This window comes from Lactobacillus colini, assembly GCF_017874575.1.
GTDB lineage: Bacteria > Bacillota > Bacilli > Lactobacillales > Lactobacillaceae > Lactobacillus > Lactobacillus colini.
In genome coordinates, this window is sequence record NZ_JAGGLU010000003.1 from 72,099 (window position 1) to 89,539 (window position 17,441).

The 17,441-nt window shown below is 33.8% G+C and carries 15 protein-coding genes and 1 tRNA gene; 14 read left to right on the forward strand and 2 right to left on the reverse strand.

What is annotated here, in order from left to right; translation table 11 throughout:
• The first annotated feature begins 89 nt into the window (after positions 1-89).
• The 4 genes from J2Z60_RS03640 (at position 90) to hpt (ending at position 3,690) form a co-directional block, all read left to right on the forward strand.
• Positions 90-740 carry a nitroreductase gene (locus J2Z60_RS03640; protein WP_209686316.1) on the forward strand — a complete coding sequence of 217 codons (651 nt, stop codon included), beginning with the start codon at positions 90-92 and terminating at the stop codon, positions 738-740.
• A gap of 41 nt (positions 741-781) precedes the next feature.
• Positions 782-1,486, forward strand: coding sequence for a hypothetical protein (locus J2Z60_RS03645; RefSeq protein ID WP_209686317.1), 705 nt, complete (start codon positions 782-784; stop codon positions 1,484-1,486).
• Positions 1,487-1,673: 187 nt separating this feature from the next.
• Entirely contained in the window at positions 1,674-3,035 is a 1,362-nt protein-coding gene (locus J2Z60_RS03650; protein ID WP_209686318.1) for a hemolysin family protein, read from the forward strand.
• 85 nt (positions 3,036-3,120) lie between these two features.
• Entirely contained in the window at positions 3,121-3,690 is a 570-nt protein-coding gene (gene hpt, locus J2Z60_RS03655; protein WP_209686319.1) for a hypoxanthine phosphoribosyltransferase, read from the forward strand.
• Between the two features lie 74 nt (positions 3,691-3,764).
• Here the strand turns inward: hpt and J2Z60_RS03660 are convergent, their stop codons facing one another.
• Entirely contained in the window at positions 3,765-5,072 is a 1,308-nt protein-coding gene (locus J2Z60_RS03660) for an APC family permease (RefSeq protein ID WP_209686320.1), read from the reverse strand.
• A 130-nt stretch (positions 5,073-5,202) separates the two neighbouring features.
• Between J2Z60_RS03660 and J2Z60_RS03665 the strand changes: the two genes are divergently transcribed.
• From J2Z60_RS03665 to J2Z60_RS03690, 6 genes are all read left to right on the forward strand, one after another.
• Positions 5,203-5,931 (forward strand): GH25 family lysozyme, encoded by a 729-nt coding sequence (locus J2Z60_RS03665; RefSeq protein WP_209686321.1) that lies wholly within the window; start codon positions 5,203-5,205, stop codon positions 5,929-5,931.
• A gap of 14 nt (positions 5,932-5,945) precedes the next feature.
• The gene (locus tag J2Z60_RS03670; RefSeq protein WP_209686322.1) at positions 5,946-7,181 is read left to right on the forward strand and encodes a DEAD/DEAH box helicase; all 1,236 of its coding nucleotides are present in this window, start codon (positions 5,946-5,948) and stop codon (positions 7,179-7,181) included.
• Positions 7,181-8,512, forward strand: a complete 1,332-nt coding sequence (locus tag J2Z60_RS03675; protein WP_209686323.1) for a PTS sugar transporter subunit IIC — start codon at positions 7,181-7,183, stop codon at positions 8,510-8,512. The genes J2Z60_RS03670 and J2Z60_RS03675 overlap by 1 nt, the downstream gene beginning before the upstream one ends.
• A gap of 51 nt (positions 8,513-8,563) precedes the next feature.
• Positions 8,564-8,636 (forward strand) — tRNA-Arg (locus J2Z60_RS03680).
• A 382-nt stretch (positions 8,637-9,018) separates the two neighbouring features.
• Positions 9,019-10,158, forward strand: coding sequence for a non-hydrolyzing UDP-N-acetylglucosamine 2-epimerase (wecB, locus tag J2Z60_RS03685; RefSeq protein ID WP_209686324.1), 1,140 nt, complete (start codon positions 9,019-9,021; stop codon positions 10,156-10,158).
• A gap of 15 nt (positions 10,159-10,173) precedes the next feature.
• Positions 10,174-10,830 carry a DUF4097 family beta strand repeat-containing protein gene (locus tag J2Z60_RS03690; RefSeq protein ID WP_209686325.1) on the forward strand — a complete coding sequence of 219 codons (657 nt, stop codon included), beginning with the start codon at positions 10,174-10,176 and terminating at the stop codon, positions 10,828-10,830.
• A gap of 136 nt (positions 10,831-10,966) precedes the next feature.
• Here J2Z60_RS03690 and J2Z60_RS03695 read toward each other — a convergent pair whose 3' ends face one another.
• Complete coding sequence (locus J2Z60_RS03695; protein WP_209686326.1) at positions 10,967-12,166, reverse strand: ROK family protein; 1,200 nt, start codon at positions 12,164-12,166, stop codon at positions 10,967-10,969.
• A 232-nt stretch (positions 12,167-12,398) separates the two neighbouring features.
• Between J2Z60_RS03695 and celB the strand changes: the two genes are divergently transcribed.
• The 4 genes from celB to J2Z60_RS03715 all read left to right on the forward strand — a co-directional run bounded on the left by celB (position 12,399) and on the right by J2Z60_RS03715 (position 17,437).
• Positions 12,399-13,676: a PTS cellobiose transporter subunit IIC gene (celB, locus tag J2Z60_RS03700; RefSeq protein ID WP_209686327.1), complete on the forward strand. Its 1,278-nt coding sequence runs from the start codon at positions 12,399-12,401 to the stop codon at positions 13,674-13,676.
• A gap of 31 nt (positions 13,677-13,707) precedes the next feature.
• A complete protein-coding gene (locus J2Z60_RS03705; protein ID WP_209686328.1) occupies positions 13,708-15,591 on the forward strand; it encodes a DUF4838 domain-containing protein in 1,884 nt (627 codons plus the stop codon).
• 112 nt (positions 15,592-15,703) lie between these two features.
• Positions 15,704-16,054, forward strand: a complete 351-nt coding sequence (locus J2Z60_RS03710) for a PTS lactose/cellobiose transporter subunit IIA (protein ID WP_209686329.1) — start codon at positions 15,704-15,706, stop codon at positions 16,052-16,054.
• On the forward strand, positions 16,055-17,437 hold the full coding sequence (locus J2Z60_RS03715) for a 6-phospho-beta-galactosidase (RefSeq protein WP_209686330.1): 1,383 nt from the start codon (positions 16,055-16,057) through the stop codon (positions 17,435-17,437).
• Positions 17,438-17,441 lie beyond the last annotated feature (4 nt).

Genomic DNA, 17,441 nt, shown 5'->3' on the forward strand with positions numbered 1-17,441 from the left:
TTTAGATATTACTAAACTGGTAAAATAATCACACTAAAATTTTTAATATGTACGTGCAGCTTGTAATGGCATGCTATGGAAGGAACAATATGGATTTTAAAACAACATTGGATCAACAAAGAGCCGTTAGAAAGTTTACAGATAAAAAGATTAGCGATGCAGATATTCGAGATATTATTGAGGATGCGCAACGCGCGCCTTCTTTGTTAAACTCACAACCATGGCGAGCCTATGTAGTACAAGGAAATATTGTTAAGAAGATTAGAAGTGATTTTAAGAAGTTAATTGAAAATGGTCAGTTACCAAGAGAGGATTTTTCCAAAGTAATGGCAGTTCAGTGGGACACCTTTCCTAGTAAGAATATGAGCACAATGAGTGATGATTTGAATTATTTTTTGCGTGGGGAATTAGATCAATTTGACAAGGCACAACTTAATCTATTTAATGCTCCTACTTTAGTATTTATGACCATTCCTAAAAAGACTTCAGCTTGGTCAATTTTTGATTTGGGAGCTTTCTCTCAAACATTGATGCTTTCAGCGCAATCACGCGGAATTAGTACGATGCCAGCTCATGCAATTGTTAAGTTTCCAGATATTATTAGAAAATATGTCGATATTCCTGATGATGAATCAATTGGCATGGGTATTGGCTTAGGCTATCGTGATAAGAAGGCCATGATTAATAATTATCGTGCTAAACGTTTACCAGTTGATAAAATACTCAAAATTGTCGAATAACAATTGATTCTCATTTTGGATGATTAGCAGGAGAGCAGATAATGGGAATGATTAAGTTATTAATTACTGCTGACCAATGGGCTGGGTTTGATCAATGGTCTAATTTTACCTTGCCAGGTGTTTTTATTGTTGGCGGACTGATAGTCCTCTTTGTTGGTATTATTCCTTTTGCTTATAAAAAGAATAAGATTACTAAGAGTTTATTCTTAATTTCTATTATTTTGATAATATGTTTTGCTAGTTTTGCATATATTAAGAATAAGGGTATGAAAGATTACTATGCAGAAAATAAATATATTACCCCTCAAAGCAGAACATATCAATTGCAAATGTTTTCTAAAAGATATTATGAGACTAGTGAAGTCCAAGCCTGGGAGTATGAAGATGACTGGCAGAGCTTATCTAAGCTAGAATCAATTTATCGCAGAATTCCAGTAAAGCAGCAAGTCACTTATTTAGGGCGTAAGAACAGCTATGTCTACATTAAAATAAATAAGCAAATCATTCGCTTCTATGAATCGGATTGTCAGACTACTGCTACTAATAAATCTTACATTACAGGTTATAAATTCCTAATGCGAGATAAAAGTTTCAGGCAAATAGGATTTATTGAACAACCTTATTATTTTGAAAAGTTAATCTTAATTCCTAAAGCTAAGTGGAATAAACAAGCTGATGATACAGTAGTAAGGAGTTATACTACCCCAGGGTTAGCAGGCAATTGGCTTACTGAAGCAAGAAAGTAGATCATATTTAGAGATTGATTAAACTAGTCAATCTCTTTTTTAGTCATGAATAGAAAATACAAGTATAATTGATTTAGTAAATCAAGAATATAAGCGCTTATTATTTATCTGGCTTTAAAAGCTACTTTTATAATAATAGATGCTAGAATATATGTAGGCTAATTTGTATATATAAAGGTGAAAATAATTGTCTTCGAAAGATATAACTACTAATTTAATAATTATTGTTATTACTTTTGCAATTGCGATCTTTTTCGTGGTTGCGGAATTTGCTTTGGTTCAGACTAGGGCTAGCCAACTTGAAGATATGGAAGCTAATGGTCAAGGTAACCCTAAAAAGTTAAAGCGAGCCTTGAATATGATTCATAATTTAAATGAGTCTCTTTCAACTACTCAGGTAGGAACTACCTTAGTTGGTGTTATCCTTGGCTGGGTTGGACAAGGTACGATAGAACAGTTGTTAACTAACTTGTTTGGGATGACGAATCTGTTTGGAGAGAAGACTAGTGGTGTTATTGGTGCTACTTTGGGTGTCATCTTACTAACTTACTTAGAAGTTGTCGTAACTGAAATTGTTCCTAAAAACGTTGCGATTGACATGCCTGTCAAGTGCTTGATGGCAGTGGTTAATCCTTTAACGGTCTTTCATACGATCGTGTATCCGTTCGTTTGGTTGCTTAACCATAGTGCTAACGGCTTATTACATTTAATGGGGATGCAATCTGCTGATGAGGAGAATGAAGTATATTCTCAATCGGAAATCCTGCGCTTATCAAGAAATGCAGTTACTGGTGGATCTTTAGACAAGGATGATCTGCTCTATATGGAGCGGGCGTTTGAGTTGAATGATAAGGTAGCTAAGGATATTATGACTGACAGAACGCAGCTAGAAGTTCTGAACTATAAAGATAATGTCAAAACTGCCCTTGAAAAATATATTAAAGATGGTTTTAGCCGTTTTCCGGTGGTAAGAGACAATAATAAAGATGATGTAGTTGGCTATGTCTATGCCTATGATATTGTATCGCAGGGCCGTGATAATCCAACTGTACCAATCACTAGAATTATAAGAGCGATAATCACAGTTCCTGAATCAATGTTGATTCAAGATATTTTGAAGTTAATGATTAAAAAGCATACCCCAATTGTTTTAGTAGTCGATGAATATGGTGGCACTAGCGGTATTGTAACTGATAAGGATATTTATGAAGAGCTTTTTGGCTCAATTAAGGATGAGATTGACGATGTTTCTGATGAATACATTGTCAAAGATAAAAATAATCAAATCCATGTATCCGGTAAGACTACTCTTTATGACTTTGAACGCTACTTTCATAAGAAGCTTAAGAATTTCGAAGATAGTGATATTATCACTATCGGTGGCTATATGATGGAACATTATCCCAACTTAGAAAAGGATCAATCAGTTGAATTTGAAGGCTTTAACTTCAAGCTAGTGAATATTGAACAGGGCTTTATGCGATGGTTCATCGTTTCTGAAATTGCGAATGAAAATGATCAAAAAGTAGCTAAAGATAACAAAAAGTAAGAAAAAAGCACTTACAAAAGTGCTTTTTTGTGTAACATAATGTTATAATTCTACTAAAGCTTTATAGGAATGCAGGGGAACAAAAATGACTAAGAGTGACAATATTACAGACATTATTGACCATGTTTTATACAGCCAAGAAGATATCCAAGCAATGTGCAAGCGCTTGGGTAAGCAATTAACAGCAGATTATGCTGGTAAGAATCCATTAGTTGTTGGGGTTTTGAAGGGTGCAGTATTCTTTATGACCGACTTAGTTAGAGAGATGGACGTTGTCATGCAGAATGACTTTATGGATGTTTCTAGCTATGGTGATGGCTTTGAATCTAGTGGTAAAGTTAGACTAGATATTGATATTCAGGCTGATGTCAAGGGACGCGATGTCTTGTTGGTGGAAGATATTGTAGATACTGGTCATACTTTGAAGTTTATGGAGGACTTACTTACTAAGCGTGGTGCTAAGAGTGTTAAGTGTTGTGCCTTACTTAATAAGACTGCACGTAGAGTTGATAATGTAACTGTGGACTATTACGGTGCAATGGTTAAAAATGAATTTGTAGTAGGTTATGGTTTAGATTATTTAAATAAATATCGTAACATTCCTTTCATCGGTGTCTTGAAGCAGGAAGTCATTGATTCAAATTCTAATAAATAATTGAAATAGCTAAATAAAAACAATGCCATGTACTCAATTAGGATTGGCATTGTTTTTGTTTTATTAAATTTAAGCTAGCTTATTATTTTTCTTTTCATATAGTAATAAACTGGTAATCCAAGAAGTGTTAAGCCAATTCCAGTTGCCGATATCCAGAATTCATTAATAATAGTTGAAATAACAATGAATAAACCGCCGGCAATTGAAATAACAGGAATAATTGGATACCAAGGAACAATATAAGGTCGATCAAGCTTAGGCTCACGTAAGCGCAATATAACAACTGCAATTGAAACTAAAGTAGTGAATGTCCACATAACTAAGACGAGCATATTAGTTAATAGATCAAATGTTCCCAATAAAATCATTACTAATGAGATAGCTAAAATAATTAAAGCACTAATAGTAGGGACACCAGTATTAACATTAATCTTACCAATCTTATTAGAAAGTGGTAGCATACCGTCTTTAGCCAGTGTGTATGGGATTCGCATTCCGGTAAGCATGAAGCCATTAATCGCCCCATACACTGAGATTAAAATACCAATTGTAACTAACTTCCCACCCAAATTACCAAATAACTTTAGAGATGTAAGATAGGCAGTATTGGGATTAGCGATGATATTTTTGAATGGCAGAGTTGACATAAAGGTATAATTAACCAGAACATAAATTAAAGTAATCAACGATAAGCCTAAGATAATAGCTCGTGATAGGTCTTTTTCAGGGTGCCTTACTTCGCCAGCTAGATTAGTAACATTGATCCAGCCGTCATAGGCAAACAAGGCTGCAAGTAAGCCACTACTAAATGCAGCCCAAAATGAATGTCCGCTGCCAGCCTGAAAGGGGAAAACCTGAAGGTTAATCTTATCTTGATTAAACAAGCCGAAGATAACAATGAGGGCTAATGGAATAATCTTTAAAATTGTAGTTAAAGATTGCATCTTACTAGAAAATTTAGTTGAAATAAAATTAAGTCCCATTAGCAATAGTGCTAAAAATAGCGCTATTGCTGTCGCATAACTGCTAGGCAGGTTAAATAATACAACAAACTGCTGCCCGAAGATAACACTTAAAGCGCCAATATTAGCGGGGAAATAGACTAGCATTTGCGCCCAACCAAATAAGAATCCCCATGCCTTGCCATAAGTATATTCGATATACTTAACACTGCCGCCAGTTACTGGAAGAGCGGCAGCAATTTCTGAAACAGTTAATCCGGAAGCAATCGAGACAGCACCAGCAACTATCCATACTAAAATAGTAAGTGAGGCACTCTGAGTATGTTCAGTGATGGTGCCAATTTTAAAGAATACCCCGCCACCAATAACTGTTCCAACAACCGTCGCTAGCGCTTGGGCAAAACTAATCTGTCTTGTCATGAGTACACCTTTTTCTTTCTTAACTAGTGACAATAAAACTATAGTTAAAAAATATTATACATTATTGCATTAACTAAGCTGGTAAGATGTGATAATTTTAAGTTAAAATATCCACTAGGGGGATTTTGTTTTGCGCCGCTACCGTCATAGATATCATCATAAGTATACTTTTCCGTCTATTATTATTTTACTTATCGTTGCAATTAGTATTTTGTTGTTTGGTGTTTATAATTTACACCGTAGCACCAATACAACCGTACCACGAGGCTCAAATATGAGTGTCTTGGGAATTGAATTAGATCAAACTAAGGACGATGTTGACTTGCACAAGGTTCAAGACAATGGCGTCTCCTTTGTTTATTTACGGTCGACGCAAGGCAAAACCTATTTTGATGATAATTTTTTGCTTTATCGTGATCAGCTTCAAGGTACGCGCTTATCTTGGGGGTCTATTGTTACTTATAGTAATGAAAGTACACCTTTGGAACAATACCAGTTTTTTATGAAAAAAGTTGGTCAAAATAGCGGAAATTTGCCAGTAATGATTGTGCCTGCTGTCGATAGCCAAAGCAAGAAGTATTGGCGATCACTAGCTACGTTTGCGCAATATTTACAATCAAATGGTAAGAAAATCTTGGTGGCTGACAATCATCATTGGAAGAATCTATTCTTACCAGAGACGCAGTTCCTATATACTGGAGCTAGCTTAAAAAATCGCAAAGATTATTCATTCTGGTGTTATACCCAAAATGGGCGAGTAAAGAACACTGAATATTTAGAAGGTGGAACTACCATGTTCGCCTATATTGGCAGTATGTCGAATTATCAACAATTATATGATTCTAACTTAACTCAATAAGAAAGTGAAAAATAATGTACCTAGAACCAATTCAAGAAGTATTAACCAAAGAAAATAAAACTAAACCTACACTCATTCAAAAGAGTACCTATGAAGCCATTACTTCTGGTGCAAGTGTTGTAGGATTAGCTAAGACAGGGACAGGTAAGACCTTAGCTTATGGCTTGCCGGTTATTGAAAGGATTTCTGAGATTGGGGGGTTGGCAATAATTTTAGAACCAACCACCGAATTAGCAGTCCAAACCAGAGATGCATTGTTAGCTTATGTTAAGGCAATGGGATTGAAGGTTTTGGCTTTAGTGGGGGCAGGTAATCGTAAACGGCAATTAGAACGTTTACGCAAGGAGAAGCCACAGATTCTAGTATGTACGCCAGGTCGATTCTTTGACTTCCTATCAGATAATAGAATTAAAGTGGATCAAATTACTTCACTTGTAATTGATGAAGCTGATGATATTTTAGAATTTGCGAAGGTTGACATGTTATCTTCATTAGGTCAAAATCTTGAACCTCAAGCTCAGATTCTATTATTTGGAGCATCAGAATCTACAATTACCCGCAATTGTGAAGAATTATTTGCCCATATTTTTTTATTAATTGATGTTCGCCCCGATCAGAAATCAAATGTGAAGCATGGCTTTTTGCAAGTATCGAACCAATACAAGATGCAGTTTTTGCAAAGATTAACTAAACTTGATAATTTCAAAGGAATTTTATTCTTTGATTCAACTGAAACAGAGATGAAATTTGCACGAATCTTTGCCCATAGTAAGACTAAATTTTCTGTATTAAGTAGCCAGGCCAATAAGCAAGAACGGGAACGAATAATGAGCCAATTTAAAGCTGGCAAGAGCAAGTTATTGTTTGCGACTGATTTGGCTGCAAGAGGATTAGATATTCCAGATGTAACTTATGTAATTAATTTTGAAATTCCTAGTGAAGTGAATACTTACATGCATCGTAGCGGTCGTACAGGTCGAATGAATAAGGAAGGGCAAGTTATAACGCTAGGTGATGACCATGACTTTAGGGATTTGCGTAAGTTGTTAGCAGATTCTTATCAAATTGAGCGGGTATACTTTGCAGGTTACCACCTAACTAATGAAAGACCAAAGAAAGCTAAAAATGATGATAGTTCAAGTCAAAAGCAAATAGTCACTAAGCCTGAAGCTAAACACAAGAAAAAGAGATGGCGTAATAAGAAGAATAAGGGCTATCATCCCCATAAAAGAAGAAAAGAAGGTAAGTAATGTCACGACTTGTTAAATGGCTAGAAACTTATATCCTGCCATTAGCAACTAAGTTAGGTCAGATTCGCTGGCTTGTAGCCTTAAGAGATACATTTATTTCACTTTTACCGATTACGATGGCAGGGTCTTTGGCAATGCTTTTTAGTAGTCTGATTAAGGCAGCTAAGTTACAGCTAGGGTGGGATAATTTTTATCGAATAATGAAGCCATTATTGTTGATAGATAATCTTGTCTGGAATGGTACTTTTGCATTATTTGCGATCTATTTTGCTCTATCGTGGGGTTATCACTTAGCTAAAACTTATGAAGTAAATCGCTTTACTGGTGCAACTATAGCATTAGTGTCGTTTACAATGAGTATTAGTGATATATCTAAGCTAAAGCTAGGTGGCACATTAATTGATGTCAAAAACATTGTCGACACAAGTCAGTTCTCCACTATGGGATTATTTACAGCAATTGTATTTGGCTTGCTAGGGACAGCTATCTTTATTTTGACCTATCGTGCTAGGTTAACACTTAAGTTTTCTACTAATAATATGCCGCATTCTGAGTGGGTAGCGTTTAGTACCTTGATACCATCACTGATTGCTGTCTTTAGTGTGGCTGGGATTAACTATCTTTTTCAAGGGCTTACTAGAACTTATTTTGGTAATTGGTTATTAACCACCATTCAGTCACCTCTAATAAAGATGGGTCAAGGCTTTGGCATGGTCTTATTGATTACTTTTTTAGTGCAAGCATTTTGGTTCTTTGGTATTAACGGAATTAGTGTATTAACTCCTGTTATTGACTCATTATGGCTTACACCGGAAAATATCAATGTGACTGCAGTTAGAACTGGCAATAAAATACCATATCTTTGGGTACGTGATTCATTTAATGTCTTTGCTTGGTTTGGCGGAGCAGGTGGGACACTAGCTTTAATTATTGCAATTTTGGTCTTTTCAAAGAGAACAGACTTAAGGACTGTGGCTAAGATGGCTCTAGCACCTGCTGTGTTTAATATTAACGAACCTGTTATATTTGGCTTACCGGTGGTCTTTAACCCTGTATACTTGATTCCATTTGTAATTGCACCGATGGTGAATGTTTCTCTGGCTTATTGGGTAACTAAGATGGGGTTAGTCAACCCGGTACAAATATTTGTTCCAGGGGTAATGCCACCGTTTATAAATTCTTTTTTGGCATGTAATTATGATTGGCGAGCAATTGTATTAACCTTGATAAATGTAGTAATCGCGGTCTTGATCTGGATGCCGTTTGTCTTTGCGGCAGATAAGATCGCTCAAGATAATGACCAACGCAACTTTTATGTACCACAATATTAGAAAAAAAGTTCTAGGTAAAAATTCAGTTTTATGGTAAAGTAGAACTGATGCGACCCCGTAGTTCATCTGGATAGAACAATGGTCTCCTAAACCGTAGAGGTGAGTTCGAATCTCACCGGGGTCATAATTGTGAGATTTTAAGAAGCTGCTATTAAAAAATATAGCAGTTTTTGTTTTATTAACTCTTTAGGTAATAAAATTTAGGTTGATAAAATTCTCACTTATCAAAATTGCCGGTTTTGTAAATAGAATAAAAGTAATAACAAAAACTAAAATCAACAAGGTTATTGCGATAAACTGCATTATTCTATGAACTTTAACAGATAACTTACTATCAAAGCTAAACACTAACAAGAATGCTACTAGTATGAGCAAGAATCCAGTTATGGATAACAAAGTAAAATACATTTTTTCCTCCGATATTTGTTTAACTAAACTTAGTATAAACTTCTTATTTATAAATTAGATATTTTAGGTTATAGTTAACTTAATAATGGAGGTTTTTTATGAACAAGATTAAGGTAATGACTGTTTTTGGCACGCGACCAGAAGCAATTAAGATGGCACCTCTTGTCTTAAAATTAAAAAAAGACGCCCGCTTTGAAGAAGTAACTGTCGTTACTGCTCAGCACCGTGAGATGCTAGATCAAGTATTAGATATTTTTAAAATTAAACCAGACTATGACTTTAATATTATGCATAAAAACCAAACCTTGGAAGAAATTACTTCTAAGGTAATGGTTGACTTATCTAAAGTTATTAAGGATGAACAGCCAGATATTGTGTTAGTTCATGGCGATACAACTACTAGCTTTGCGGCAGGACTTGCTACTTTCTATCAACAGACGACCTTAGGCCATGTGGAAGCTGGACTTAGAACTTGGAATAAGTATTCACCATTCCCAGAAGAAATGAACCGTCAAATGACTGATGACTTGGCAGACTTATACTTTGCTCCAACTGAGTTAAGCAAGTCTAACTTACTTAAGGAGAACCACTCAGCAGATAATATCTTTGTGACTGGTAATACTGCAATTGATGCCTTGCAACAAACAGTTCAAAAAGATTATCATCATGATGTACTTGATGAAATCACTCCAGGTAATCGAGTAATCTTGGTAACTATGCACCGTCGTGAGAACCAAGGCGAACCAATGGAACGTGTCTTTAAGGTGATGAAGCAAGTAGTTGATAGTCATGACGATGTTGAAATTATCTACCCCGTACACTTATCACCAAGGGTACAAGAAGTGGCCAAGCGTGTGTTAGGCAATGATCCACGCATCCACCTGATTGATCCACTTGATGTGGTAGACTTCCACAACTTAGCTAAGCGTAGTTACTTCATTATGACAGATTCTGGCGGTGTACAAGAAGAAGCGCCAAGTCTTGGTAAGCCAGTTCTAGTTTTGCGTGATACTACAGAAAGACCAGAAGGCGTTGCAGCTGGAACATTGAAGTTAGTAGGAACTGAAGTGGATAAGGTTAGAGAAGAGATGACTCGCTTACTTGAAGATAAGGATGCTTATGAAGAGATGGCCAATGCCAAGAATCCTTATGGTGATGGGAAGGCTAGTGACAGAATCATGGATGCAATAGCTTATTACTTTGATAAGGAGAACTTGGAGAAGCCAGAAGATTTCTAGAATGGTAGAGTAAAAATGAAAAAGTTTATTCCAAGAATATTAACTTTTTTGGGGATGTTAGTGGTTTTGGTTTTAATTGGGGGATGTAGTAAATCTACTAGCAGCAAGCCGACTAAAGAGGTTACTAAAACTTTGACTAGCAAGGTCTTTACTGATTTAAAAATTATTAGTCAAAATGCGGATATAATTATACAGCCAGGTAAAAATTATAAGATAACCTATTATGGCAAAAATACTACCATGCCACTAATTAAGCAGAAAAAAGACCAAGTAACTGTTAATCAAGTCAAGGCTCAACATGCCTTAGGTTTGATGCGTTTGCCTAAGATAACAATAACAATTCCTAAAAAGTCAAAATTAATTAAATTACGAGTAAAAACAAGTGACGCCGATGTAAGAATTAATAATTTAAACTTGAAAAGGGGAATAATTTCCTCAGATGATGGTGATATTATTATTTCTGATAGTAAATTAACAGATGGTATGAATCTTAGATCAACTACTGGGAATATTAAGGTTAAAGGGACTAAATTTACTGGTTATAAGTTGACTACCAGTGATGGTCAAATTCAGGTTAAAGATCATGCTACATCATCTTCTTATTTAAAGAACGCTAAAAGCAAAAATGTTTTAGTTGCTAAGTCTGGCTCTAAAGAAATTTGGATAAAATAACAACTCTATATATGAAGTGGTTATTTATGTTTTAAATTGCTAAACTAGCTGCTAAAAAGGTCAAAATAAAATCGTTGATGTCAAACAAGTGATGGTATGATATGAACACTAGTTGAGCATCAACGATTTTTATATTTTAATGTAGAGCAATACCATAATACTTTTCGTCTTTAATTAGTTCTGACATTGCCACTAAGGCACATCCTCCTATAGCCCCAGAGTATTTATCATATTTTAAAATATTGATTTTTGTTTTCTTTTGAGTATTTACAAATCTTAACTGCTCATTTATTAGAGGTAGCAATTTTGAATAAAAAGGTTCTTCTTGTAAAAGTGGACTATTTAGATAAATAGTATCTGCGTCATAAGTCATTAATAAGTTAGAAATTGAAATGCTTAGGTATTGCATACCTTCATTTAACATATTTACAATATACTCATCATTTAGCTTATATGCTTTGAATATAGTATCTAGGGTAACATCATTTATATTTTTTACTAATTCGCGTATTACAGTATTATCGGCAAGATTATACAATAATCTTGCTTTTTTTAATAGCCAAGTTTCTGATATATAGGTTTGTAGACATCCCTTTTTGCCACATTCACATTGAAAACCATTAAGTTTTACGATGGAATGACCAATTTCTCCCACAGAATAATTAGTTTTAGGATGAATATTATTGGGATCAATAAATGAAGCGAATATTCCATAACCAATATTAAAGAAGATAAATTTTTCAATATTATTGTCGCCATTAAATAAGTGACGGGCTAGTGCCATTGATTCAACATTATTTTCGGCAATAATTGGTAAATTTAGATATGATTTAATCATTGGTAAATTAAACATATCCCACATTTTATTATTGGATATTAATTTATGATCTTTAGAATTGTAATGACCAGGAATTGCAATTCCTATACCTAAAACTTTCAAATCAGAATGCTTTGATAATAATTTTTGAACTAAATTAATAATTAATAGGTTAATATCTTTATTTAAAAAAGAAGAATAGTCTAAAAATTGTTGATCAATTTTTTCTCCAAGTGCATTGCAAATGCAGACGGCTAGCCCTTCAAGTGTAAATGATACGCCAATATAATAACCTATTTTTTTATTAAGTGAAATAATTTGTTTATTACGACCAGCACCCTCTTGCTTGGAAATTGCGGATCCAGTTTCAATTATGATGTTGTTATCAATTAATTGCTTAACTATATTTGAAACAGCTGCAGATGAAATACCTAGATAAGTATGTAAATCAACGCGCGTTGTATGATGATTTATAAGTAAGTATTTTATAGTTCGGTTAATTGTCTGTGTTCTTTTCATAATATCATCTCCAATAATTATTTTATTTAATAAAATAATTAAAAGCAAGATAAAGCCAATTTTAGATTTTTACTTCTCAAAATAAGTTAATTTAATTAACAAATTATATTTACAAAGTAAGCGGTACCATGCTATACTTTAGTTGAGTTAAGGGAAATACTGGTAATGCAATAATTAAATAAGTTAATTAATTATTGCGCTGTTAGTTTTATTTATTTTGGGGAAGTGTATCATGAAAACTTTTATGGATTTTTTACAAAATAAGCTTGCTCCCTTAGGAGAAAAAATTAGTAAGCAAAGACATCTTAAAGCATTACGTGAAGGTTTTATGCTTGCTATGCCGCTTATTCTTGTTGGTTCTATTTTTACTTTGTTAAGTAGCTTTCCAATTGTTGCATATACAAATTGGCTAACTAAAACAGGTGTTGGTCCAGTCTTAAATAGTTTGGCTAACAATAGTTTTGGATTAATTTCAGTATTTACTGCTTTCGGTGTCGCTTATAGGCTTGCAACTTCTTATAAAGTTGAAGGATTACCAGCAGGGGCATTGTCCGTAGCGAGTGTATTCCTTTTAACTCCACCTTTAATTACAAAAACAGGAAATGGTATTCCATATTCTGCATTAGGTGGACAGGGATTATTTACTGCTATTGTGGTAGGCTTTATCACTGCAGAGATATATCGCTGGTTTATTCAAAAGAACTTTGTTATCAAGATGCCTGATAGCGTTCCAGAAGTAGTTGGGCAATCATTTATGGCTTTAGTTCCAGGTGCCGTAATTTTAATTTTCTTTGAACTCATTAATCTTGGCTTAAAGGCTATGGGACTTGCGTCATTTAACGTATTACTTGCGACGATTATTGGCAAACCTTTAAGTTTAATTGGGGATTCCTTAATAGGTACATTTGTTGCTATTTTCTTAAACTCATTATTTTGGTTCTGTGGAGTCAATGGTGGGCAGGTAGTAAATACGGTTATGCAGCCGATTTGGCTTCAATTTACAGATGCTAATAGAGTAGCTTTGCAACATGGTGTATCAGTTTTACCACATATTATTACTCAACCCTTTATTGATTTATTCGTATATATGGGCGGTGGCGGTGCCACAATTGGATTAGCAATCTGCTTGATGTTCTTTAGCAAGAGCAAAGAATACAAGACTTTGGGTAGAGTATCCGGTATTCCAGCTTTGTTTAATATTAATACTGCAATTTTGTTTGGTTTTCCAACTGTATTGAATCCAATTATGCTGATTCCGTTTATTTTAAATCCAATTATCAATGCTGCTGTAACTTATGGAGCTATGGCATTACATTTAATTCCATATACAACAGGTGTAACCCTTCCTTGGACTACACCTCCAATTATCGGTGGCTTCTTAGCAACTGGTGGTAGTATTAATTCTGCTGTTTTACAAGCGGTCTTGGTTGTAATTTCAGTTTTGATTTACTATCCATTCTTCAAATCGGCAGATAACGCTCGACTAAAGGAAGAAAAGAGTGCTAATTAAATAGTAAATAATGTGGAAAGAAGACTTTTCTATGATTGACATTAAAATAAATTCTAAAAATGCAACAGTAAAGTTTGCAAAACAGGAATTAGAATCATATTTAGTAAAAATTAATAATAAGGCATTAACTAAGCTAACATTTCCTAGATATACTTTAGAAGTTGTAGAACAATCTGGTAATGATCGTGTAGATATTATCTCTGACTCTGAAGCAGTAGTAAAGATTACAGCTAATAACAATGTTGCTTTATTAATTGGAGTATATCAATATCTCCATATTTTAGGTGCAAGATTTTTAAGACCAGGTAAAGATAATGACTTCTTGCCTAAATTAGTTCAAGCCGATATCGATAGACAAATATCATATTCTCATACTGCAAGTTATAAGCACAGAGGTGTGTGCATTGAAGGTGCAGATTCTCTTGAAAATGTTCTTGAATTTATAGATTGGTTACCAAAAAATGGATTTAATAGTTTCTTTATTCAATTTGACAATCCATATACTTTTTTAAAACGCTGGTATAGCCATGAATTTAACAATTATTGGGAAAATAAAGACTTTTCAACTGAATTAGCTAAAGAAATGAGTAATAAAGTTGATGAAGCTATCAAAGTAAGAAGTTTACATCATCATCGTGTCGGTCATGGCTGGACTGGCAGAGTATTAGGATTTTCATCAGAATTTGGCTGGGAAACAGGTAAGAAAATTTCTGAGGATAAGAAAGGCCTTGTTGCTTTAGTTAATGGAAAACGGGAATTAATTAATGATACCCCTATATTTACTAGCCTAGATTTTGCAAATCCTGAAGTTAATAAACGAATGGCAAAAATTATTGTTGATTATGCTAAAAAACATTCTGAAGTTGACTACTTACACGTTTGGTTATCTGATGCAAATAATAATATTTGTGAATGTAGTGAATGTCAAAAGACAACTCCATCAGATCAATATGTAGAATTTCTGAATTATTTAGATGAACAATTAACTAAGGCAGAATTAGATACTAAGATTTGCTTTTTACTGTATCATGAATTGCTTTATGCACCTGAAAAAGCAAAAATTAAGCATCCAGATAGATTTATTATGATGTTTGCGCCAATCAGTAGAACTTTTGAAAAGAGTTATGCTGATGTTGATTATAAAAATGACATACCTGAACCACCTAAGTATAAGAGAAATAATATTACTTTACCAAACTCTCTCGAAAGTAATCTAGCTTTCTTATTTGATTGGCAGAAAATGTTTGCAGGAGATAGTTTTGTGTATGATTATCCTTTAGGTAGAGCACATTATGGCGATTTAGGTTATATGGAAATTAGTCACGTAATTTCAAGAGATATTAAGTATTTAGAGCAATTACATCTAAATGGTTATATTTCTTGTCAAGAATTACGAGCAGGTTTGCCGACTACTTTTCCAAACTACGTTATGGGCAGGACTCTTTGGGATAAAGAGATTAGCTATGAAGATTTAGTTAAAGAATATTTCTCCGCTGCCTTTGGTAATGAATATCAAGACGTTATTCACTATCTTGATACTATTTCAAATCTTTCAAGTCCAGACTATTTTAATGGAATCGGAAATCGTATAAATAAAGAAATTTCTAAAAACTATCATCAAATTTATAATTTAGCAAATGAATTTTTGGACACAGTAATAGTTCATTTGTCTAAGTCGAAAGGTGTACAGCACGAAAATTGGAAGATTCTTGCTTATCATCGCGAAGTATTAATGCAATTATCTAAGGCGCTCGAATTAATTTCTAATGGTAATTCTGAAAAAGCAGAAGATGCTTGGAAGAACTTTATTGATTTTATTAAACTACATGAAGATGATTTTCAATTCCCCCTTGATGTATATCGAATAACCGAAGTTGCTACTAATTATGCAGGATTTAAATATAGAGATAAATAAGAAATCATTTAAGTAATATTCCCTCACTCTTAAAACTTGGTTTCAGAAAAATATAGAACTCAAAAGTTGTAATTTAGCTAAACTAAGTTACAGCTTTTTTTGGAGGTAAAAAATGAACGATAAAAATCTTAAAGAAAAAATTTCAATGGTTGGTTTTGATATTGTGGCTTATGCGGGAGATGCAAGAAGCTATCTCTTAGATGCTTTAAATAAAGCGAGAATTGGAAATATTACAGAAGCAAAAAAATTGATAAGTGAAGCTGAAGAAAGTATAAATGAAGCTCATAAAGTACAAACTAATTTAATGTCAGAAGAAGCAGGTGGATCAAACTTAGATATGACTTTTATTATGGCTCATGGTCAAGATACACTAATGACTACTATGCTTTTAAAAGATGAAATGACTACTATTATTGATTTATATGAGAGAATCAATATTTTAGAGGGTAGGGAGATTAGGTAAATGAGTGATCTAACTTTAAAATCTGTAAAATCATTGCCTAAAAATTTTATTTGGGGAGCTGCTACAGCTGCGTATCAAGTAGAAGGCGCAACACAAGAAGATGGAAAAGGAATTAATATGTGGGATGAATATTTATCTAAAAATCCGCTATATAATCCTAATCCAGCAAGTGACTTCTATCATAGATACTCCGAAGATATATCTCTTGCAAGTAAGTACGGATTAAATGCTATTAGATTATCAATTTCGTGGGTCAGAATTTTTCCAAATTTTGATAATAAGGTAAATCGACAAGGTGTGCAATACTATCATAATTTGTTCAAATGTTGTTTAGAAAATAATGTAACGCCTTATGTAACTCTACATCATTTTGATTCGCCGCAAAAAATGATTGAAACAGGTGATTGGCTTAATAGAGAAAATATAGATAAGTTCGTTGAATATGCCAAATTTTGCTTTCGAGAATTTTCTGAAGTATCACATTGGTTCACAATTAATGAACTAATGTCTTTGGCAAGTGGACAATATATTACTGGAGCATTTCCGCCAAATCACAAGAATAATCTTAGCGAAGCTATTCAGGCAGAACATAATATGATTTTGGCACACTCTAAAGTAGTTTTAGCGTTTCATAGAATATGTAAAAAAGGGAGAATTGGATGCATTTTAGCACTTAAACCTGGTTTTCCAAATGATAAAAACAGCGAAGCAGATAAAGAAGCAACTAAAAATTATGAAGTTTATAATAATGTGTTTCTCTTAGACGGTATCCTTTTAGGAAAGTATCGTACAAATACATTAAAAAGAATGCAGAATATATTGTCGATAAACCATGCAAAAATAAAAATTGAAACTGATGATTTAGAAATTATGCAAAAGGCTGCGCCATTAAATGGAATGTTTGGCATGAATTATTATCGTTCCGAGTTTATTAAAAGCCAAGAAGGACAAATAAAAGGTATTGGTAGTTTTGCCAATCGTAATGATATTTCTAAAACAGCATGGGGATGGAATATTTATCCTAAAGGTTTATATGTAATGCTAAAAAGGATAAGCAAGAATTATCCTAGATTACCTCCTATTTTAATAACTGAGAATGGTATAGGTTTAGATGAAAAACAGTCAAAAAATGATGGAATTATTGACGATGATGAAAGAATAACTTTTTTAGATCAACATCTATACCAATTGTTAAAAGCTAGAAGTGAAGGAGTAAATGTTATTGGATATTTTATTTGGTCACTTGAAGACCAATTCTCTTGGGTAAATGGCTATGGAAAAAGATATGGACTTTTCTTCGTAGATTTTGAGAGCCAGAAGCGCTTTATCAAAAAGAGTGCACTGTGGTGCCAAAAGCTTAGTGCCACCATGACAGAGGTGTAAAATT